Source organism: Rhizobium sp. BK456 (assembly GCF_014194045.1).
Lineage (GTDB): Bacteria > Pseudomonadota > Alphaproteobacteria > Rhizobiales > Rhizobiaceae > Rhizobium > Rhizobium redzepovicii.
Genome location: NZ_JACIAO010000015.1, coordinates 57,616 through 78,653 on the forward strand (window position 1 = coordinate 57,616; position 21,038 = coordinate 78,653).

A 21,038-nucleotide genomic window follows, 5' to 3' on the forward strand; every position below is an offset into this window, starting at 1 on the left:
CTTGAATGTATCTGAACCGACGAGCGTAATCTCAATCGTGTACGATAACGCTTATTTATGGAACCAGAACCTATGCATAAAGCGGATTGCGTGCGGAAATGGCGACGTGGCGAATGCCTCAGACACCGAAAAAATTGAGGCTTACTCGGACAGCACTAACCGATGTTCTGATCCCAAGTTGTCCTGTTCGCCCTAATCACTGGTCGCCTTTCCATGGACAAGCAACGGGAGTTTCTCCTGGAGAATACATTGGAGGTTCTCATAAGCAGGAAGCCTGGACTCGAGATTCATCGCATTAGCCTGACGAGGTCAAGGCGCAGATTGCTTCGGAGAGCTTGAGACCCGCTTCGATGGTCAATGAAATGGCAGAGCGGCATGGCCCGAAGGCGAACCACCTATCTACCTTGCGAACAGTGGCGCGGCAGGACAACTTGGTTCTCCCTGCGCCCGAGGACGCGGTGGAGTTTGCGGCGGTGATAGTTGATCACCCGTTAAGAGAGCCAGCCGTCCCGAGATCACCATCGGCTCTGTTACTATCCGTCTGCGCATCTGCAACCCGGATCGCCGCTGTCGCGCGTGCCTTTGTGCTTCCGGCATGCTCTTTCCACCGAACCGGGTTCGGATCATGGTGGCCACCAAGCCGGTCGACTTCCGAAAGGGCCAGATGGATTGACGGCGCTGGTCAAGAACGAGTTGCATAAGGACCCGTTCACAGGAGCAGTCTTCGTGTTCCGGTCGCGCAAAGCGGATAGGTTGAAGCTGATCTACTTGGACGGCAGCGGGTTGGTTACCTACAAGCGACTGGAAGCACCTTCACCTGGCCGGGCGTCAGTGATGGTCTAATCACGCTGGGCCACGCATAGTTCGAAGCGCTGTTTGCAGGCCTCGGCTGGCGTCGAGTCCGGTCCGTGGAAAACGCCGCTTCGCCGTTGGAATTTACCGCCCGAGTCATCGTGTCGCATCTATTCGATGTCATCCGGCGCTCTCGTTTATTCCAATCGCAGGAGGGAAATCTTATCCTGACAGTCTCCTGACATAACGGTGGCAGCAGGGGTGGTGTAGGTCTATTCATCATCGAGAAGGAACGAGTAGATGACCAACAACACCGAAATCACCGCACTGTTCGACCGCTGGGAAAAGGTCTGGCATGAAGGGCGAGCCGACCTCGCCGGGTCCTGCCTTGCGAGCGTTTACATCCGGAACGATGAAACCGGCACCCGATCGGTCAAGGGAGAGGACTACGCCGCCGAGGTCGCAGCGGTGAGGAAGGAACGCCCTGATTTCCGCACCGTGGTTTATGACCACATATTCGATGGCAATCGGGCGTGGTATCGTTTCTCTTTCAAATGGAATGACGTCGCTACAGGCGAGCCGCGTACGCGCGCCGGTCTGCAAACCTATAGGATAGAAGACGGCAAGCTGGCGGAGACATGGATTGCCATGCAGCCGATGGGGACCGACTGGCCGGACCCGATAGCGCAGGAGCGCTGGACCAGCCCGCCGCCGATCAAGTAACCGACTTCGATGCGCCGCGCCGACCGACTCTTTGAGATTATCCAGATACTTCGTCGGAACAAAACGACGCGGGCGGCTGACATTGCCGTCCTATTGGAGGTTTCCGAGCGGACCATTTACCGGGACATTCGCGATATGATGTCCCGAGGCGTTCCAATCGACGGAGAGGCGGGGGTGGGTTATATTTTAAGGCCGGATTTCAATCTGCCGCCGCTGATGTTTCAGGAAAACGAAATCGAGGCGCTCTTGCTGGGCACCAAGATGGTGCAATCGTGGGCTGATCCAGAATTGGGGAAAGCCGCCGCCAGCGCAATTGAGAAAATCGGTCAGGTAATGCCGGATAAGTTGCGCCGTCAACTTGAACTGGTCAACTTGTGGACGCCTACTGAACCAGTACGTGAGCCTATCACCATTGATCAGGCAGAACTGCGCCGTGCCATCCGGCACAAGCGCATGGTTCACTTCACCTATCGCGACCTAAAGGAGAACGTCAGCGAACGGTTGGCCCGGCCGTTGATAATGGCGTTCTACGGACAGGTGTGGCTTCTGGCGGCTTGGTGCGAAACCAGGGACGGCTTTCGAGTCTTTCGTGTCGACCGCATGTCGCAACTCAGATCACTGGACGAACGTTTCCGCGATGAACCTGGACGAACGGCGGAGGACTTTTTGAAACAGGACACGAAGCGCTTTTGAACGCGTTGCTCAAGGCTAGAGCTACCGCCATGAAGGCCTTAGTTGTGTACCCTCTTGAAGGAGAGCTCCTCGACAGCGTATCTTGCGCCGGGCGAAGGATTTCGGACGCGATTTGTCCCTTGACCTCGTCTGGCCAGTGCCGCTGAAACCCAAGCCCAGCACTCCTGGTCGTGAGAACGTCCAATCTACTCTGCATGGAGAAACTCCTCCCGCTGCTCTTTGATTCATCGTCGCGCTCGGTTGGCGCTTGGCTCGGGCTGACAACGCGGCGACTGAGAGCAGTCCCAAGAGCTGGGACTGAAGCTGCGTGAGCGGTTGGCATCTCAACAACTTAGCAGCCAGATCCGCGGCCTGATGAAGACGTTCGGTCTTATCGTCTCCAACGGAAGAGGTTGGGTGTTCGATGGTAATGTGAGGGGACTCCTGGACGGAAATGAGGGCCTGGCCAAGATCATCTTGCCTCTGCTTGAGGCGTGGCGCGACATACGCAAGCGCGCAGCCGATCTGGATCGCAAGTTGCTCGCAGCGGCGCGGGGAAGCCAGGCGACGAAGCTCTTGATGACGATCCCGGGCATCGGCGCCGTTACGGCCGTCTCCTATGTCGCCGCGATTGAAGACCAGAAAACTTCAAAACCGCCAGCCAATGGGTTGAACACTTCCCCGGTCTTGAGCATGCTGTGCATGATGACTGAAAGCTTTCGGGCGGGCGACCGCCACCGCAGCGCGCTTGAAGCCGTTATCAGTCAGGCGAGGTTGACTACGTGGGACATCGGTTACGGACAGCAGACTCAAGGTACAGGGAATGCCGCTCACTGATCAGGGCGGAGAAGGCAACGTGGGACGCCATATCTCGCGACGGGCGACAGCCATCTGGGGGGCCTGCTTTATGAAGCAGCAACGGTGATCCTCACGAGAACCAGTGCCAACTGCCAATGATGCGGATGGCTTGGCGCAACTGGCCGAAACCGGCTTCTACAAGGCCGTTCGGGTTAAGGCGTTCGACAGCATGCTGACACGCACGCTGGTGGCGGCTCGCAATAAGCTCCTGAGCAGCCACAGCATAGTAAGCGCGATTTTCCATCCGCATTGACTGCTGTGACACGGCTGAATCGCCCCCGCATCGGTAGCGATATCCGGCTCTATTACGCCGCAGAGGTTTTGAAAAAGTTGATGTATCCGGCACGACCTTCGGCGCAATGTTGTCGAGCCACACCTTCAGGGCGGTCAGGAACTTGAACCGCACATTCTGCAGGACCTTTGCCTTGACCTCGATATGGAGCTGCTCGGTCACAGCCTCGTCCATGCGATGCTCTTCGAGATGGGGAGGCCAGTTCCTGATAACTCAACTGGCGATGCTGCTTGAGCAGTGCGCAGAGCAGCACTGCCTCTGCTGGCAGCCCCTCGCGGCCGTTAGCCCCAGCAAATCGCGATGTCATCCAGCCATTGCGACAGCGCCTTTAGTTCATGACCGATCTCCTGTTCGGCGAAAAGATCGAATACACTGGCTTGGACAGTGTGTTCTTGGCGCATTGTCGGCTCCGGCGGTTACGGGTTCGTCTTTAGAATCAGTAGCTCGATCTAAAGTGTGCATGAAACCGCCGGGCTTTGCCCGCCGAGATATCGATTCCGTCAATAATTTCAGCGATTTACCGTTTATGGATGGGGACTAGCTTGCGAATAACCTCCGCCCGCTTATTGGCGGGTCGCTTGTCAACCATAAAGCCGCTGCACACCCGATTCTGCCAAATGGTATGGATTTAGCTGAGCGCGGTCGACGGCGGGCTCCGACAGTTTGAATTGAGATACCAGCGTATTTAATGCACCTACCTCGTGTGCCAACCCATGGCTGGCCGCTGTGGTTTCCTCCACCATTGCCGCGTTCCTCTGGGTATCCTGATCCATCTGATTGACGGCCGCATTGATCTGCTGGAGGCCAGATGATTGCTCCTGGGCGGTTTCCACGATTGCGGCGACATGGTGATTAATTTTCTGTACCTCTAGGACGATGTTCTCCAGCGCACGCCCGGTCTCCTTAACAAGATGCACCCCCTTCTCGACCTGACCGTTCGATGTATTAATTAAGGTCTTAATTTCTTTCGCGGCCTTAGCCGATCTTTGTGCCAGATCCCGTACTTCCTGCGCAACCACTGCAAATCCTTTTCCCGCTTCCCCTGCGCGGGCGGCCTCGACGCCAGCGTTCAAGGCGAGAAGATTTGTTTGAAAGGCAATTTCGTCGATGACTCCAATGATACATGAAATCTCAGATGATGATTTTTCAATTTGCTCCATTGCTGCAATAGCGGCAGAAACGATTTCTCCAGAGTCCTCAGCGTTTTGCTTTGTATGGGAAACCAAGTCGCCCGCGTCTTGAGCGCGTTCCGCCGACAATTTGACAGTTATGGTGACTTCCTCGAGTGCTGCCGCAGTTTGTTCGACGGCCGCTGCTTGCTGCTCCGTGCGTTTAGCAAGATTGTCGGCCGCGGAGCGAATTTCCCTAGCCCCGACATCAATGTTTGTCGTACTGCCGACGACTTGTGAGAGAGCAGCCTCCAGCTTGTCAGCCGCGACATTAAAATTATCACGCGCCGACACAAGGCTCTCTACAAACCGATCATCTATGCGGTACTTCAAGTTGCCTTCCGATAGCTGCAGAAGTCCCGTTGCTAGGCGGCCTACGGCGAACTGTAGCTCAAGAGCCTCTTTCGCCTTTCGGTCTTCTTGATCAATGCGCTGCATGTCGGAAAGTTTGCGGTTTGTTTCCGCGTCCGTCTGCAATCGTTGACGTTCTACGGCGTTTTCACGGAAGACGCGGACAGCGTTCACCATGTCGCCAATTTCGTCACGTGGTATCTTGGCGTCGAAATCTACATGCATGTTGCCACCCGCCAGGCTTCTCATAAGCGAGGAAAGTTTCTGAACAGGATTTACGATCATGCGATGAATGAGGCATCCGAGGATGAAGACAAGCGCGAGAACGGCCACGAATGCGATGGCCATGGCGACGAGCTGTCGCTCAACTGGCGCGCTGATGGCGGCTATCGGCACATCCACTACTGCGACCCAAGTTACGTTGAAATCGGGTATTTCGAAGGGGAAGAACATTCGCCTCACCGCAGTTCCGTCCGACCATTTGTAGTCGTGCACGAATTGCGGAGTGCCGGAGGCTAGAGCAGCTTTCAATTCCGCGCTTCCTTGAGCTTCACCATATGGCTTGGTGAGAAGGGAGGTATCAGAATTAACAATCCAGCTACCCGCCTGCGATAGAAGGCCGATCTTTCCTGTTCCCATCGGGTTCATCTCGGCAATACTCCGAGAGAGGTGGGTCAAGTTCAGGTCGTAACCCTGGAGAGCTATTTTTTTCCCATCAACGACAATGACCCGTCCAGAGGTAATAATAATCGGATGGCTCGCAATTGGAGAGATCCACGGTTCGGTCAAGATCCACTGCTGCGATGTCTCAACCGGCACTCGATACCAGTCGGCTGTTTTCACCCGCTCGAAGATAGTTTGTGTTAGAGAGCCATCGTCCTCACGCGTGATCGCTATCGAAACGAAACCCTCCTTGTTGATAGGGGCATTCTGAGCGTCGCTGCTAAGACTCGAGGGGAATTTCGATCCGGGCAAGGAGAGGAACCAGGCATTGTAACGATCCGGAAATGCATCCATCTGCGCTTGCATCGCATTCCTAACCGAAATGGGATCGAGTATTCCTTGTTGATATTGCATCCCTAGCAAAGCGACGGTACTTTCAGTCAAGCCTTTATATTCTGCAATCAAAGCGTTGACATGGATCGAAGCCTGGGCGGCTTCTTCGCTCATAATTTTATGGGACATCTCTTCCAAGTTGGACTTTGAGCTTGCCCATAGGAAAATTCCTGCTGGAACCAGTACCGCCGCGAGCAGGAGGCTCATTGCGATGAGAATCTTGGTCCGAATTGACCTGTAAGCCGATGCTTTCATCAAAGTTTCCCCAAAATTCGCGGAGCTAACAAAACGAAGTTTTCTCAGTGTCGAAGGTTGTCTGTAGACGCTCAATAAATAATCTTAATAAGCGCTCGTTTTTGCCTGCACACGGTTTTATTACTGAATCTCATAATAAGAGATTAACGAGATGGTAGCGCATGGTGGGCGACCTTGCACCCGTCCTATTAGCGGCAAGGCCGTATCGTCTCTTTGCTCCACAATCCCCTGCTGTGCGACAGCGCGCTTGTCTTCTTCCAGCCTGCGCTTGCAGATCCTCAACCAAAGCAACGCAACCCGTTCCTGCCTTCGCTTATGAATCGCGACGTTCTAGTTTGAGCTTGCCGCTCTTGTAGAAGTTGTCTGCGCCGTTGGACCTACTTGAGCCTCAACAAATGAATGTTCATGCTCGTGGAAAACTCCGGGATACCAGCGCCGCGCATTTTCAGCCGGTTAGGACGTTTGATGCCGCGCTCGTTCATCTCGTGCGGAAAAATCTAATTGTTGTCATCATTCAACGAGCTTCTTTCCATCACCACGCCATCGAAATTTTTGCCTTGAAGCAGGCGCAGTGGAATTGTCGATCAAATGCAAGCTTATTTGTGAATCCTCTACGTCACTTCGCTCGATCAATCCCAACACGTCACCCGCAACTCAAAAAAGAGAGTGTTCAGGAATACCTCAGAGGGGCGCTAATCGATTTTATGCCACTTAGTGAGATTTTCTTATTGCGAAAGTGCACGGGACGCGTCTATTTCGTCGATCGTCAGCAAATGGTCCGACGACCGAGATGACATGCTGCCCTCGTGAACGACTGCCCGCAGGAGAGATCAATCGATGCCAGAGGAGCAAACTTTCGTGCACGCGACCAATGATGTATCGACAGCGCGTCCGCGCTTCACTTTCGATGAAGTGCAGGCGATATATTATCTGCCGTTTAATGATCTGCTCTTCCGCGCTCAAAGTGTGCACCGGAAGAATTTCGATCCCAACGCCGTTCAGTTGAGCCGGCTGCTGTCGATCAAGACGGGTGGCTGTGCCGAAGACTGTGGCTATTGTAGCCAATCCGCCCACGCACCGACCGGTTTGATCGCCTCGAAATTGATGGATAGTGAAAGTGTCGTTGCGGAGGCACGAAAGGCCAAGCAAACAGGCGCCACTCGCTATTGCATGGGGGCGGCGTGGAGAAGCCCAAAAGATCGTGATATGGGCGCCCTGGTTGCGATGGTGGAAGGCGTCAAGGCGTTGGGGCTGGAGACGTGCATGACGCTCGGAATGCTGAGCGAGCAGCAAGCGGGTCGCCTCGCAGAGGCTGGGCTCGATTACTACAATCACAATATCGACACGTCCGAGCACTTCTATCCTGAAATCATCACGACGCGGATCTTCGAAGATCGCCTCGAAACGCTTGAGCGCGTTCGAGCTGCAGGGATGAAGGTTTGCGCCGGGGGAATCCTGGGCATGGGCGAAACGGTCGCCGACCGTATCTCAATGTTGCTGACACTCGCAAACTTGCCAGTTGCCCCCGAAAGCGTGCCAATCAACCACCTCATTCCCGTCCCGGGGACGAAACTCGCTAACGCCAACTCTGTCGACCCTATCGATTTCATAAGAACCGTTGCCCTGGCACGGGTTCTCATGCCGACCTCCCACCTGCGACTTTCTGCCGGACGAATGCAAATGAGCGATGAGATGCAGGCCCTCTGCTTCTTCGCGGGTGCGAACTCCATCTTTATCGGAGATACGTTGTTGACCGCGGATAATCCTGACGAAACGCATGATGACTTGCTGTTTCAACGTCTCGGGATCTATCCTGCGACAGTGGAACCGCGAGGGTGAGCGGCGGCTCGTTGCTGTCGGCCTATGCCGCTACGCTTGACGGTCTGGAACGAAAGTCAAGACGACGGTATCTCGCGCGTCAGGACGGCGTTGATTTCACCTCAAACGATTTCTTGGCTCTCGCCGATGACGCCCGGATAAGGCTCGCAATTGCGCACGCGCTTCAAAGGGGTGTACCCCTGGGCTCCGGCGGTTCGCGGCTCCTGCGCGGGAACCACCCGGAACACGAAGCCTTGGAACTGGAGGCCGCAAAATTTTTCGGTGCAGAACGCGCCCTCTTCTTCGCGAGTGGCTATGTAGCAAATTACGCATTATTTTCGACTCTGCCACGTCGAGAAGACCTGATCGTCTATGATGCGCTTCTGCATGCGAGCGCACTTGATGGCATCAGCGCCAGTAAATCCGAAAGCCACAGTGTGCGCCATAACGATGTCACGGCCTTCGACGACGCGATCAAAGATTGGCGCCGTCGTGGGGGAAAAGGTCGTCCATGGATTGCCACTGAGAGCATCTTTTCTATGGACGGTGACAGAGGTGCGGTACAGGAGCTCACAACGCTGGCTGACCATCACGATGGCTTTCTCGTCGTGGATGAGGCTCATGCGACAGGGGTGTTTGGCAAAGGCGGGCGCGGCCTCGCTTGCAGCCTGGAGGGAAAGGAAAATGTCCTGGTGCTCCATACGTGCGGCAAAGCGCTCGGCGTCTCAGGCGCGATCCTGTCGTCGCCGGCTGTTCTGGTCGACTACATGATCAACAGGGCAAGGTCGTTCATCTATTCCACAGCGCCATCTCCTCTCCTTGCATGCGCCGTTCGTGAGGCGTTGAAAATCATCGACGACGAGCCATTGCGCCAAAAAGCTCTGCATCGTCTGATTGCCGAGGTGGGAGACTTGTTGGCCGCCCATCTCGGCATTACGCCAAGTGGATCGCAGGTCCAGCCGATAATCATCGGCGACAGCGCGCGCACGGTCAAAATTGCCAGAGAGCTTCAGTCGAACGGCTTCGATGTTCGCGCCATCCGCCCGCCAACGGTTCCCGCAGGGACATCACGTCTACGTCTGTCGATAACCCTTCATGTCGCGGTGAGCCAGGTCAATGCCATGCTCGGTTGCCTGGCAGATGTTTCGAAGGTTTCAACATGACGCGGCTTCTCGTCTCCGGAACAGACACCGGGATCGGCAAAACGGTATTCGCGGCCGCGTTGGCTGGAGCTTTGAACGCCCGGTACTGGAAACCTGTGCAATCAGGTCTTGAAGGACCTACGGACAGTGAAGCTGTTGCAGAACTGAGCGGTTTGCCGTCTGCAAATATCTTGCAGGAAGCTTATCGTCTGTCGCTACCCGCTTCCCCTCACCTTGCCGCACGTCAAGAAGGTCTGATCATCGATCCATCGCGTTTGGTGCCGCCGGTCTGCGACGGGTCACTGGTGATCGAAGGTGCGGGTGGCCTGCTTGTTCCTCTCAATTCATCGCTGCTTTTCGCGGATGTGTTTGCGGAATGGCATTTGCCGATGATCCTTTGCGCCCGCACCGCGTTGGGCACAATTAATCACACGCTGCTTTCGATCGAGGCGGCTCGTAGGCGAAACATCCCACTTTTAGGTGTGGCGTTCATCGGTCCTGAAAATACCGATACCCAAACAACGATCGCGACATTCGGTAAGGTGCCAGTTTTGGGCCGCCTCCCCTGGCTGGAACTTCTGACCGGTGAGACGTTGCGCAGATCCTTCCAAGACAGCTTCGACGTCGGTTCATTCACGGGAGGATATTTTTGAGATCTTCTAGGGTCTGGCACCCGTTCACTCAACACGCTCTGGAAGCGCCGATGAGGAGGGTTCTGAAAACAGAAGGGGCCTTCCTCTTCGACGAAGACGGCCGACGCATCTTCGACGCCATCTCGTCCTGGTGGGTCATTACCCACGGTCATCGTCATCCGGTGATCATGAACTCGATTCGCAAGGCGAGCGATCAATTTGATCAGGTCATTTTCGCCGAATTTACCCACGAACCTGCCGAGGCGCTCGCGGAGGGATTGATTGATCTCTCACCGCGCGGACTGCAGCACGTGTTCTTCTCCGACAGCGGTTCCACCGCGGTCGAGGTCGCAATCAAGATGGCGCTTGGAACATTCCATAATCGCGATATCAAACGCAATCGGATCGTCGTAATGGAAGACGCGTATCACGGTGACACGATCGGCGCCATGTCGGTCGGAGCGCGGGGGATCTTCAACGCGCCCTTCGAGCCTCTGCTTTTCGGTGTTGAACGGATACCCTTCCCGGAGGCAGAACACGAGCAGATCAGCCTCGACGCCTTCGAAGCAAGCTGCCGCTCCGGAAAAACTGCGGCCATCCTCATAGAGCCCTTAATTGTCGGGGCGGGTGGGATGAAACCCTATTCGCCTTCAATCCTGCATGAACTGCGGGCGATAGCGCGCCGATATGGCTGCCTTTTTATTGCCGACGAGGTGATGACAGGGTGGGGACGAACAGGGACCCTGTTTGCGTGTGAGCAGGCAGACGTAAAGCCTGACATTCTCTGTACGTCGAAGGGCCTGACAGGCGGGTCCCTTCCTCTTGCCGCAACCCTTTGTACCGAAGACGTGTTCGAGGCGCACTTGTCGCAGGATCGACGGAAGACGTTTTTTCACTCCAGTTCCTATACGGCAAATCCAATCGCGTGCGCCGCAGCAGTGGCCAACCTCTCCGTCTGGAACGACGAGCCGGTCAGAGCGAGGCTGGCCGCGCTGTCTGACATGCACACGCATCACCTGCGGCGGTTCGCAGGCGATCCGAGGTTTGCAAATGTCAGGAAATGCGGAACAATCGCGGCGCTTGACCTGAATGTCTCTTCGGGCGGCTACTTGGCAGAGGTCGGACCTCGGATGCGCAAGCTTTTTCGCGAGCGCGGCCTCCTCATACGTCCCCTTGGAAACGTCATTTACTTGATGCCGCCCTATTGCACGGCAGCAGCGGAGCTTGCTCTCGCCTATGACGCGATCGATGAAGTGGCGTCGGAGATTATAAGGGAAAGAGCGCCATGACGCCGGTATCGTCTCGACTGGTCGGTTTTGGTCATGCGGTTCCTGCGCGGATTGTTGTCAATGCCGAGATCGAGCAGGTTCTCGGTCTTGAGGAAAGCTGGATTGAGAGGAGGACCGGAATCAAGCAACGTCATTGGGCTGAAGATGGTGACACGTTGACGGGACTTGCCGCCAAGGCAGGCAAGATGGCGCTCGACGATGCGGCGATGCCGGCAGATGATATCGCCCTTACGCTTCTTGCAACCTCTACGCCTGACCATTTGCTTCCTCCATCCGCCCCCCTGCTCGCACATAAGCTTGGACTGGCCAGTTCCGGCGCAGTCGACCTTGCCGGAGCGTGCTCCGGATTCCTCTATGCGCTGTCGCTTGCCGATGGCTTCGTGCGGGCGCAGGGTCGTCCCGTGTTGGTCGTGGCAGCAAACATTCTCAGTCGCCGAATCAATCTTGCGGAACGTGCAAGTGCCGTTCTGTTCGCAGACGCCGCGGGCGCCGTTATCCTGACACCTTGCGAGGACGCAACGAGTGGCCTAAGGGCCGCCAGCCTCATAAGCGATGGCAGCGGTTATGACCTGATTTCGATTTCCGCAGGCGGCAGCAGTCAGCCCTTCTCTAGCCAAACATCTAGCGAGCAGACCTTGATGCAGCTCAGGGATGGTCGTGAGGTCTTTACGCGGGCCGTAAAAGTAATGACAGAGACATCCCGCCAGGTCGTCGCGCAGGCTTCAGCCAACTTCGTGGATGTCGCGCGGTTCATTCCGCATCAGGCGAACGCACGTCTATGTGATGCCGTCCGTCATAATCTTGGGGTGGACGAGGACCGCACTGTCAGCACGATCGCCGACTTCGGCAATTCCTCTGCTGCCACCATCCCTCTGTCTCTTTCAGTGCAACACCGAACGAAACCGATCGTCCGAGGAGAACGGCTGCTGATGACGGCCGCGGGTGCCGGCTTTAGTGGCGGCGCCATCCTCTTTGAGGCCTGAACAGAAGGTACCAACAGACTTTGCTGGAGAGCTTATATGATCGCTCATCTTTTCGACAATAATCGAGCCTGGTCTGCCGAGCGCACGGCTGAAAGACCTGATTATTTCGAGAGGCTCTCGAAACTTCAGCAACCTGAATATCTATGGATCGGCTGTTCGGACAGTCGCGTACCGGCAAACGTCATTACCGGGCTTCAGCCAGGCGAGTTATTTGTCCATAGAAACGTCGCCAACCTTATTCATCACACCGACTTCAACATGCTTTCAGTTCTGGAGTTTGCCGTCCGCGAACTCAATGTGAAGCATATTATCGTCTGCGGGCATTATGGCTGCGGTGGGGTGCGCGCCGCCGTCGGCCGTCAGACCATCGGACTTATCGATCATTGGCTTCAGCCAATCCGGGACACTGCGGACCGCCATTTCGGATGTCGGGAATGTGGAGAATGGAGTGAGCCCGAAATCGACAGGCTCTGCGAAACATCGGTCGTCGCTCAGGTCGAACGTCTGGCACGCACTCCGACGATGCAAACTGCCTGGCGCAGCGGCCGACAAGTGGCGATACATGGTTGGATCTACAGCATCAAAGACGGGATCTGTCGGATCTCAACTGCACGGTAAGCGGCTGCGCAGTGCAGACTGAAAACGAGTCTTTAACGGGAACAACCTTTGAACAAATTCGTGATCGGGCAACGGCACGGCTGTGAAACCAGCCGTGTCGTTGCCATTTTCTAGGCAATTTGAGGGAGCAACTCGCCCATCATTTTCTTGGCGTCACCGAACAACATTCTCGTGTTCTCCTTGTAGAACAGCGGGTTCTCGATACCGGAATAGCCGGTGCCCTGGCCGCGCTTGGACACGAACACCTGCTTGGCCTTCCAGACTTCCAGAACCGGCATGCCCGCGATTGGAGAGTTCGGGTCTTCCATTGCAGCAGGATTGACGATGTCGTTGGAGCCGATGACGATGACGACATCCGTTTCGTGAAAATCCTCGTTGATCTCGTCCATCTCAAGCACGATGTCGTAAGGCACCTTGGCTTCGGCGAGCAGCACGTTCATGTGACCGGGCAGGCGGCCGGCGACCGGGTGGATCGCGAAGCGGACGGTCTTGCCGGCGGCGCGCAGCTTGCTTGTCAACTCGGAAACGGCCTGCTGCGCCTGTGCCACCGCCATGCCGTAGCCCGGCACGATGACGACGCTGTCGGCATCGTTGAGCGCGGACGCCACGCCCTCGGCGTCGATGGCGATCTGCTCGCCTTCGATTTCCATCGCCGGACCCGTGGTGCTGCCGAAGCCGCCGAGGATGACCGAGACGAAGGAGCGGTTCATTGCCTTGCACATGATGTAGGAGAGGATCGCACCTGATGAGCCGACCAGCGCCCCGGTGACGATCAGGAGATCGTTGCCAAGCGTGAAGCCGATAGCGGCCGCCGCCCAGCCGGAATAGCTGTTCAGCATCGAAACCACGACCGGCATGTCGGCGCCGCCGATGCCCATGATCAGGTGGTAGCCGATGAAGAAGGCGAGCAACGTCATCAGGATTAGCGTCCAGACGCCCGCGTTGTTCACATACATGAGGAGCAGGATCAGCGACAGGATCGCAGCAGCCGCATTCAGAAAATGCCCGCCTGGCAGCTTCTCCGCCTTACCATCGATCTTGCCGGCGAGCTTGCCGAAGCCGACAATCGAGCCGGTGAAGGTGATGGCGCCGATGAAGACGCCGAGGAACACCTCGATCTTCATGATGGCGAGCTCGACCGGGGTCTTGTGGGCGAGAATGCCGGCGAAGCTGTCAAGTGATGCGCGCGCCGCCTCGTCCATGCCGGCAATGCGCCATGCCTCGATATGGGCGTTGAAGCCGATGAAGACGGCCGCGAGACCGACGAAGGAGTGGAGCGCAGCCACCAGCTGCGGCATCTCCGTCATCTGCACGCGGTTTGCCACGTAGTAACCGGCGATGGAACCGGCCAAGATCATCGGAAGAATGATGACCCAGTTAGCCACACCGGGGCCGAAGATGGTCGCGACAATGGCGAGCGCCATGCCGACAATGCCGTACCAAGCGGCGCGTTTGGCGCTTTCCTGACCGGAGAGACCGCCCAGCGAGAGTATGAAAAGCACAGCCGCAGAGATGTAGGCGGCCGAAACGATACCAATCGTCATATTGAAAATCCCTTGATATCCCTGGCCCGATCAGGACTTCTGGAACATGGCGAGCATGCGCCGCGTGACAAGAAAGCCGCCCACGATGTTGATCGTCGCGACCAGAACCGACAGCGCGGCCAGAATGACGACCAGCCAGTTGCCGGAGCCGACCTGCAGCAGCGCGCCCAGAATGACGATGCCCGAAATCGCGTTTGTCACCGCCATCAGGGGCGTATGCAGCGAGTGCGAGACGTTCCAGATCACCTGGAAGCCGATGAAGCAGGCGAGCATGAACACCACGAAATGATTCATGAAGCTTGCCGGGGCGTAAGCGCCGACCAAAAGCAGCAGCGCGGTGCCGATCAGAAGCAAGAAGCCCTGACTCTTGGTCTGCGCCTTGAAGGCCGCGGCTTCGCGTGCACGCCTTTCCGCAGGCGTCGGCTCCTTGGCCTTCTCTTTTGGCTTCTGGGGGGCGATCGCCTGGATCTTCGGCGGCGGTGGGGGGTAAGTGATGGCCCCCTCGAAGGCGACCGTCGCCCCGCGGATGACGTCGTCTTCCATGTTGTGGACGATCTTGCCATCCTTGGCAGGTGTCAGATCCGTTATCATGTGGCGGATATTGGTGGCGTAGAGCGTCGACGACTGCGCGGCCATTCGGCTTGGGAAATTGGTATAGCCGACGACGGTCACGCCATTGTCGGAGACGATCTTCTGGTCCGCGACGGTGAGGTCGCAGTTGCCGCCGCGTTCGGCCGCGAGATCGATGACGACGGAACCCGGCTTCATGGCGGCGACCATACCGGCCAGCCACAACTTCGGCGCGTCGCGGCCGGGGATCAGCGCGGTGCTGATGACGATGTCAATCTTGGGAGCCAGTTCGCGGAACTTCTCCAGCTGCTTCTCGCGGAACTCCGGCGAGGAGGGTGCTGCATAGCCGCCGGTGGCAGCGCCATCCTGCTGGCTCTCGTTAAAATCGAGAAAGACAAACTGGGCGCCCATGCTTTCGATCTGCTCAGCCACCTCGGGGCGAACGTCGAAGGCATAGGTGATGGCACCGAGCGAGGTGGCGGTGCCGATAGCGGCAAGGCCGGCGACACCGGCGCCGATGACCAGCACCTTGGCCGGCGGAACCTTGCCGGCGGCAGTGACCTGGCCAGTGAAGAAGCGGCCGAAATTGTTGCCGGCTTCGATGACGGCGCGGTAACCGGCGATGTTCGCCATGGACGACAGAGCGTCCATCTTCTGGGCGCGCGAAATGCGCGGCACCATGTCCATGGCGATGACGTTGGCACCCGTCGCCTTCGCCTGCTCGAGCAGGGCGGTGTTCTGGCCGGGGTAGAAGAATGAGATCAGCGTCCTGCCAGGCCCCAACTGCTCAGCTTCGGACGGCTGGGGTGGGCGCACCTTCACAATGACATCACAGAAGGACCAAACCTCTGCCGCTGACGACAGGACCTCAACGCCTGCCGCGCGGTACGCGTCATCTGTAAATCCTGCGGCCAGACCAGCACCGGTTTCGATCGAACAGCCATATCCAAGTTTCTTTAGTTCGATAGCGCTGTCAGGGGTAAGTGCCACCCGCGCTTCATCGCGATGGACTTCCCTGCAGCTTCCAATCTTCATCGTCATCGAGTTCCCCTCCTGCGCATCCGGCCGCGATGCGATGCGACCGTTCCGACATCAAATGCGGGAACCTCCCAAGCAGACTTCAAAGCCGCTGTCCAGTACAGCAAGGCGTGTTATTCGGCTCGAAACCGATTTTCGAAAATATCTAAATCGATTTTATTTTCAAAGGCTTGGAGAGCTGTCATAGTCGGTTTGCGTGATCGCGGCCGGACAGCGAAAGGCTTCGCACAGATGTTAAAGCGGAATTTATACGGGATCTTCTGCAGCAGGCGCTCGCTACCGGCCTGCAGTCTGTCCTGCATGCCGCAGATGGCTCACAAGAGAGAAATATCGTTTTCGCCTACGAGAACGCCCTCGTCGGAAAATGGACAGCTAGGTTCCAACGCTACGTTCTATTGTCGCGCGATTGGCGACGTAAGGCTCAGCGGAACTGTCTGGTTTTGTCCTTCTGATCGTTCGAGAGCTGAGGCGTGTCATCAACCTCAGCGATGCCTTTCTTGAAGTTCTTAATCCCACCGGCAAGATCGCCCACGAGTTCCGGGATCTTACCGCGCCCGAAGAACAACAGCACGACAACAAGGACGATCAGCCAGTGCCACAAGCTTAGAGAACCCAATTCTTACTCCATTCAATCTTGAAATCGCGCTCACGCTCAAGAGCAAAGCAAGCGTACGTTTTAGCGTTGGATAGGCGTTGAAACTATAACTGTTTTCTGCTTGGCGTCATGAGCAGTGTTCATCAATGAATTGACGGCTTGAAAGCCTGCTCGGCGTTTGCTGTGGTTCTTCGAACGCTTTTCAGTGTGTTTCGGAGCGGTAGGAGTTCGCGAAGCCAGCTCTTTCGAGCGCCAACGTGCAGTGCGTGACGACTGGGATCTCCTAACGCTTTATGGAGCGTTGCATGTAAGGGCGCGATTGGTGCACGGCGTTGCATGACGTCATAAGTTCTACTCATGAATATTGTCGATCTTGGCGATTCAGAACGAGCTAAACGCTGGTTTTCGTTAAAGAGCAGATCTTTGATCTTAGACCATTGTAGCCCACTGCCGCAAAGCGACCGGTTGCGAACAACCCTGCTGAGCCTTGAGGCGTGGAAAAACCTGAAGCAATCGATAAGGGGCATGATGCGTTCTCGCGCAAAAGGTAGCCTGTGGGTATCGACATCGATTCCGAACTGCATGCCCGTCCGTCGATTTACTTCGAGGGGCCGAGCTTCGTTGAACACGTAGCTTTGCTGCCGCTCCCGCGCGCTCTTGCATCGCGGTGCTGCGCATGAAGCACGCTTTGAAGACCGAGCCATGACCTGTTCAACTAGTAAGACGCACCCGGCTCTCGCTGGGCAAAAAGCATGTTATGGGGTTTGTCGGCAACATATCTTCCGAGATCCCGCTTGACAAACATATCTCACAATAAGAGACTAATTAACAACTGAAGCCCACTGTGGACCGGAAACAGTCAGACACAGGTGGAGCGGTAATCCAGGGCGAGACGCCCAAGTGATAAAACGGTCATAGATTATTGGGAGGACATAATGGAATACCGACTGCTCGGTAATACGGGATTGAAAGTCTCGACGATCACCATGGGCACCATGACGATCGGCGGCAAGAACTGGGCGAAGATGACGGGCGAGCTCGAAGTGAATGAGGCGCGCCGGCTTGTCGATCTTTGTGTCGATAAGGGTGTCAACCTGATCGACACGGCTGACATATACTCTGATGGCCGATGCGAGGAGATCCTGGGCGAAATCATCGGCGGCCCCCGCAGGAACGGTTTGCTCATCGCCACGAAGGCGCGCTTCCAGATGGGCGCAAGTCCCAATGATAGCGGTGCTTCACGCTACCATCTTATCAACGCCTGCGAAGCCAGCTTGAAGCGCTTGAAGACCGATGTCATCGACCTTTACCAGTTGCATGAACGTGATGGACTGACGCCTCTCGAAGAGACTATGGAAGCCTTGGACACGCTCGTGCGTCAGGGCAAGGTACGATATGTGGGCTGCTCCAATTTCTCGGGCTGGCACATCATGAAGGCCCTAGGGATCAGCGCGCGCGAGATGCGCGCACGCTTCGTTAGCCAGCAGATCCACTACACGCTCGAGTCACGCGATGCCGAGTACGAACTCATCCCCATCAGTATCGACCAGGGACTGGGTGTGCTCGTGTGGGCACCGATTGCCGGTGGTTTGCTGTCGGGCAAGCATCGGCGCAATCAAGCGACGCCTGAAAACACCAGACAGTTCGCCGGGTGGACGGAGCCGCCGATCCGCGATGAACACCGCCTCTGGAACATCGTCGATGAACTTGTTGCGATTGGCGAAAGCCGGGGCATCTCAGCAGCGCAAGTTGCCCTCGCCTGGACGCTTGGACGCACCGGTGTGACATCGCTGATCGTCGGCGGCAGAACTGAGGCGCAGTTTGTCGACAATCTCGCGGCGGCTGAATTGAAACTCTCCGATGAAGAACGGGCTCGGCTGGACCGCGTCAGCCAGCCGCCTCTCATTTATCCCTACTGGCACCAGCTGAATGCCCAAGACCGCCTCAGTGACGCCGATCTCTCTCTCATCAGGCCGCATCTTGGCAATTGATCAACGATGATGTGAAGCCGGTCAGCCCCTGCTGAGGCTGGCCGGAACCCAAGCTCTAAGACTTTAACAGAAGCGAGCGCGCACAACACCTGATTACGGAATCGAATAACATGTGACTGCCTCATTGTGTGACGGAGGAGAAACACAATGGATCCCAGAAAACTTCTGTATATGAAATCTGTCGTTGAGCACGGAAGCTTCAGAAAAGCAGCAAAGGAACTGCAGGTTTCCCAGCCAGCGCTTTGTTCGTCGATGGATCGGCTGGAAGCCTCGCTTGGCGTCAAGCTTCTGGAGCGCGGTCCAATGGGGGTTGTTCCAACCTCCGCTGGCGAAATGCTCTATTCCAGAGCCTGGTTCATCCAGGACGAAATCGATGTTGCGGAAAAGCAGATACGCGCTCAATCGCAAGGCACGGCGGACCGCTTGACTGTCGGCGCGATTGTCAGCCTTGTCGCCCATGTCGTTCCAAACGCCGTCTGCAAGTGGCGCCTGGACTACCCTCATCTTCCGCTCAGGATCTTTGAGAACGCCCATCCGGAATTACTGGTTGGCTTGCAGCGATCGGAACTTGACTTCATTATCGCGCAGACGGGTTGTTTCGACAATATCGAAGGTATCAAGCAGCGCGTCGTGTTCAGGGACCGTCTTGTCGTCCTTTGCAGATCGGACCATCCATCTCGGACGGGCAACATCGCCTGGTTTGAGCTCATGCAATATCCGTGGGTCACGCATCTGGTCGGCCGCAATATCTCTCCCGTCGAGCAGGTCACGTCCGATGAGCAGGTCGATGTCCCGGCGCAAATGACCGAATGCAACTCCGTGAGTTTCATGAAAACGGTGATCCAAAACTCCGATCACCTCGGAATGCTTCCGGAGCATGTCGTCAGCGAGGAACTTGCGAGCGGCAAGCTCGTTGCTCTGCCGATCACATCAAGGATCATGAGCCGGGACATCGCCGTATTCTTCCGCGAACGCTCATTCCTGGACGTGGCCCGCCGCAAGTTCATCGAAGCCGTCGCCGAAGAGGGTGTTCGTCTTGACAGGAAGGCTCGGGATCTGAGGCATTGAATGGCGCTCCGGACGAGCGTCTGGAGCGCTGGCTTCATCTCTAGGAAGAGATGCCGATTGGAGCGTCAGGTGTCGATATAGACTGTCTTCGTGTACAAATATGTGTCAAGGTGAGCCTTGCCACCCTTGGCCCCGTACCCGCTGTGCTTCGTCCCTCCGAAGCCCACCAGAGGGTCGACAAGCCCGTAGCAGTTCACCCACATGACGCCCGTATGGATGTGGCGGACGACATTGAGTGCGGTCGAGATGTCTCGCGACCAGACAGCTCCGCCTAGTCCGTATTCCGTCTGGTTCGCGAGGCTGATCGCCTGGTCTTGGGTATCGAACGGAATGACCGACAGGACCGGACCAAAAATCTCTTCCTGGGCAATCCTCATACCGTTATCGACATTGGAAAAGATCGCTGGCTTTACGAAAAAGCCTTCAGCCAGATCACCACCCGGTCGATCTCCGCCATAGACAAGCTGCGCGCCCTCTTCTGATCCGAGCTTGATGTACGACATGACGCGATCGAGCTGTTTAGCTGAGATCAATGGGCCCAGCTGAGCGCTGGGGTCAAGACCGTGTCCGACGCGGATCGTCTTGGTAAAGGCGGTGAGGCGTTCGCAGAACTCCGGCACGATCGACCGTTGCACGAAGACGCGCGTTCCCGCGTAACAAACCTGGCCGGAATTTGCAAAAACGGCCATGGCTGCGCTCGGAACGGCCTTGTCGAGATCTGCATCGGCAAACACAATATCGGGCGACTTGCCGCCGAGTTCAAGCTGCAGTCTTTTGATGTTAACTGCCGATGCTTCGATGATCTTGCGCCCGGTGACCGTCGATCCCGTGAACGCTATTCTGTCGACGTCTGCGTGTGCGGCGAGCGCAGCCCCTGCGACGCTACCATGTCCTGTCACGACATTGATAACACCCTCGGGCATGCCCGCTTCATGCAACAACGCAACGGTGCGCAGGACCGAAAGTGATGCGTCTTCTGCGGGCTTGAGCACAGCCGTGCAGCCGCTTGCAAGCACTGCGCCGATAATCCACCACTGGCTGCCAAGTGGTCCGTTCCAAGGGATAATGCCGCCGATCACGCCAACCGGTGCTTTCAAGGTCATCGAGTGAACCGCACCCGGCAGGCTGTTGGGCAGCGTTTCACCCGAAACTGAGCCGCACTGCGAAGCAAAAAAGGCGATGACTCGCAAAACGAAGGATTTAAAGCCCAAGGTGCGCGACAACGGCGCACCCATGTCCATGGTTTCGATCTGGGCAAGCTCCTCGAAATTGGCGTCGATCACATCGTGGATCCGGTGGAGCAAGGTCTGGCGCTCGTAGGGCGTCCATAGCCGCCAGTTGCCTTCAAACGCCGCGCGGGCAGCCGCCACGGCTGCGTTGACGTCGCTTTCATTGCCTTCTGACAACTGTGCCAGGACATGACCTGATGATGGGTCATAGGTCTCGAACGTCTTTCCTGAAAGCGACGGCGTGTCCTTGCCATCGATCAGGTGAAGAAACCGGTCCTGCGCCAAGAACTTCGTCGTTGCGGCAGAAAGTGGAATACGGGTCGTCGACTGGTTCATCGCTTGTTCCTCGGCTT

Annotated in this window: 14 protein-coding genes and 5 pseudogenes; 13 read left to right on the forward strand and 6 right to left on the reverse strand. The window is 56.6% G+C overall.

Annotated elements, in window-relative coordinates; all coding sequences use genetic code 11:
- Positions 1-595: 595 nt before the first annotated feature.
- The 5 genes and pseudogenes from tnpB to FHX03_RS35135 form a co-directional block, all read left to right on the forward strand.
- Positions 596-860 (forward strand): annotated as a pseudogene (tnpB, locus tag FHX03_RS30955) (IS66 family insertion sequence element accessory protein TnpB); the annotation flags it as partial.
- Between the two features lie 232 nt (positions 861-1,092).
- Entirely contained in the window at positions 1,093-1,515 is a 423-nt protein-coding gene (locus tag FHX03_RS30960; protein ID WP_183856922.1) for an ester cyclase, read from the forward strand.
- Between the two features lie 9 nt (positions 1,516-1,524).
- A complete protein-coding gene (locus tag FHX03_RS30965; protein ID WP_183780712.1) occupies positions 1,525-2,208 on the forward strand; it encodes a helix-turn-helix transcriptional regulator in 684 nt (227 codons plus the stop codon).
- A 327-nt stretch (positions 2,209-2,535) separates the two neighbouring features.
- Positions 2,536-3,135: pseudogene (locus tag FHX03_RS30970) on the forward strand (hypothetical protein); the annotation flags it as partial.
- Between the two features lies 1 nt (position 3,136).
- Positions 3,137-3,256 (forward strand): annotated as a pseudogene (locus tag FHX03_RS35135) (IS110 family transposase); the annotation flags it as partial.
- A 277-nt stretch (positions 3,257-3,533) separates the two neighbouring features.
- Here FHX03_RS35135 and FHX03_RS30980 read toward each other — a convergent pair.
- Positions 3,534-3,738: pseudogene (locus FHX03_RS30980) on the reverse strand (ISNCY family transposase); the annotation flags it as partial.
- Positions 3,739-3,918: 180 nt separating this feature from the next.
- Positions 3,919-6,168, reverse strand: a complete 2,250-nt coding sequence (locus FHX03_RS30985) for a methyl-accepting chemotaxis protein (protein WP_246699308.1) — start codon at positions 6,166-6,168, stop codon at positions 3,919-3,921.
- 909 nt (positions 6,169-7,077) lie between these two features.
- On the opposite strand from FHX03_RS30985, the pseudogene bioB reads away from it, so the two are divergent.
- From bioB to FHX03_RS31015, 6 genes and pseudogenes are all read left to right on the forward strand, one after another.
- A pseudogene (gene bioB / locus FHX03_RS30990) lies at positions 7,078-8,007 on the forward strand (biotin synthase BioB); the annotation flags it as partial.
- Positions 8,004-9,149 carry an 8-amino-7-oxononanoate synthase gene (locus tag FHX03_RS30995; protein WP_183856926.1) on the forward strand — a complete coding sequence of 382 codons (1,146 nt, stop codon included), beginning with the start codon at positions 8,004-8,006 and terminating at the stop codon, positions 9,147-9,149. The pseudogene bioB and the gene FHX03_RS30995, both read left to right, overlap by 4 nt.
- Positions 9,146-9,781 carry a dethiobiotin synthase gene (bioD, locus tag FHX03_RS31000; RefSeq protein WP_183856928.1) on the forward strand — a complete coding sequence of 212 codons (636 nt, stop codon included), beginning with the start codon at positions 9,146-9,148 and terminating at the stop codon, positions 9,779-9,781. The genes FHX03_RS30995 and bioD overlap by 4 nt, the downstream gene beginning before the upstream one ends.
- Positions 9,778-11,049 carry an adenosylmethionine--8-amino-7-oxononanoate transaminase gene (locus FHX03_RS31005; RefSeq protein WP_183856930.1) on the forward strand — a complete coding sequence of 424 codons (1,272 nt, stop codon included), beginning with the start codon at positions 9,778-9,780 and terminating at the stop codon, positions 11,047-11,049. The genes bioD and FHX03_RS31005 overlap by 4 nt, the downstream gene beginning before the upstream one ends.
- Entirely contained in the window at positions 11,046-12,032 is a 987-nt protein-coding gene (locus FHX03_RS31010; RefSeq protein WP_183856932.1) for a beta-ketoacyl-ACP synthase III, read from the forward strand. Before FHX03_RS31005 ends, FHX03_RS31010 begins: the two co-directional genes overlap by 4 nt.
- A 36-nt stretch (positions 12,033-12,068) precedes the next feature.
- Positions 12,069-12,650: a carbonic anhydrase gene (locus FHX03_RS31015; protein WP_183856934.1), complete on the forward strand. Its 582-nt coding sequence runs from the start codon at positions 12,069-12,071 to the stop codon at positions 12,648-12,650.
- A 110-nt stretch (positions 12,651-12,760) separates the two neighbouring features.
- Here FHX03_RS31015 and FHX03_RS31020 read toward each other — a convergent pair whose 3' ends face one another.
- The 3 genes from FHX03_RS31020 to FHX03_RS31030 all read right to left on the reverse strand — a co-directional run bounded on the left by FHX03_RS31020 (position 12,761) and on the right by FHX03_RS31030 (position 16,418).
- Positions 12,761-14,194 (reverse strand): NAD(P)(+) transhydrogenase (Re/Si-specific) subunit beta, encoded by a 1,434-nt coding sequence (locus FHX03_RS31020; protein WP_183856935.1) that lies wholly within the window; start codon positions 14,192-14,194, stop codon positions 12,761-12,763.
- A 30-nt stretch (positions 14,195-14,224) separates the two neighbouring features.
- The gene (locus FHX03_RS31025) at positions 14,225-15,799 is read right to left on the reverse strand and encodes a Re/Si-specific NAD(P)(+) transhydrogenase subunit alpha (protein ID WP_183857068.1); all 1,575 of its coding nucleotides are present in this window, start codon (positions 15,797-15,799) and stop codon (positions 14,225-14,227) included.
- Between the two features lie 424 nt (positions 15,800-16,223).
- Complete coding sequence (locus FHX03_RS31030) at positions 16,224-16,418, reverse strand: twin-arginine translocase TatA/TatE family subunit (protein ID WP_183856937.1); 195 nt, start codon at positions 16,416-16,418, stop codon at positions 16,224-16,226.
- A 914-nt stretch (positions 16,419-17,332) separates the two neighbouring features.
- On the opposite strand from FHX03_RS31030, the gene FHX03_RS31035 reads away from it, so the two are divergent.
- Both FHX03_RS31035 and FHX03_RS31040 read left to right on the forward strand, forming a co-directional pair.
- On the forward strand, positions 17,333-18,388 hold the full coding sequence (locus FHX03_RS31035; RefSeq protein ID WP_183856939.1) for an aldo/keto reductase: 1,056 nt from the start codon (positions 17,333-17,335) through the stop codon (positions 18,386-18,388).
- A gap of 147 nt (positions 18,389-18,535) precedes the next feature.
- Positions 18,536-19,456, forward strand: coding sequence for a LysR family transcriptional regulator (locus FHX03_RS31040; RefSeq protein WP_183856941.1), 921 nt, complete (start codon positions 18,536-18,538; stop codon positions 19,454-19,456).
- A gap of 65 nt (positions 19,457-19,521) precedes the next feature.
- Here the strand turns inward: FHX03_RS31040 and FHX03_RS31045 are convergent, their stop codons facing one another.
- Entirely contained in the window at positions 19,522-21,021 is a 1,500-nt protein-coding gene (locus FHX03_RS31045; RefSeq protein WP_183856943.1) for an aldehyde dehydrogenase family protein, read from the reverse strand.
- Between the last annotated feature and the right edge of the window lie 17 nt (positions 21,022-21,038).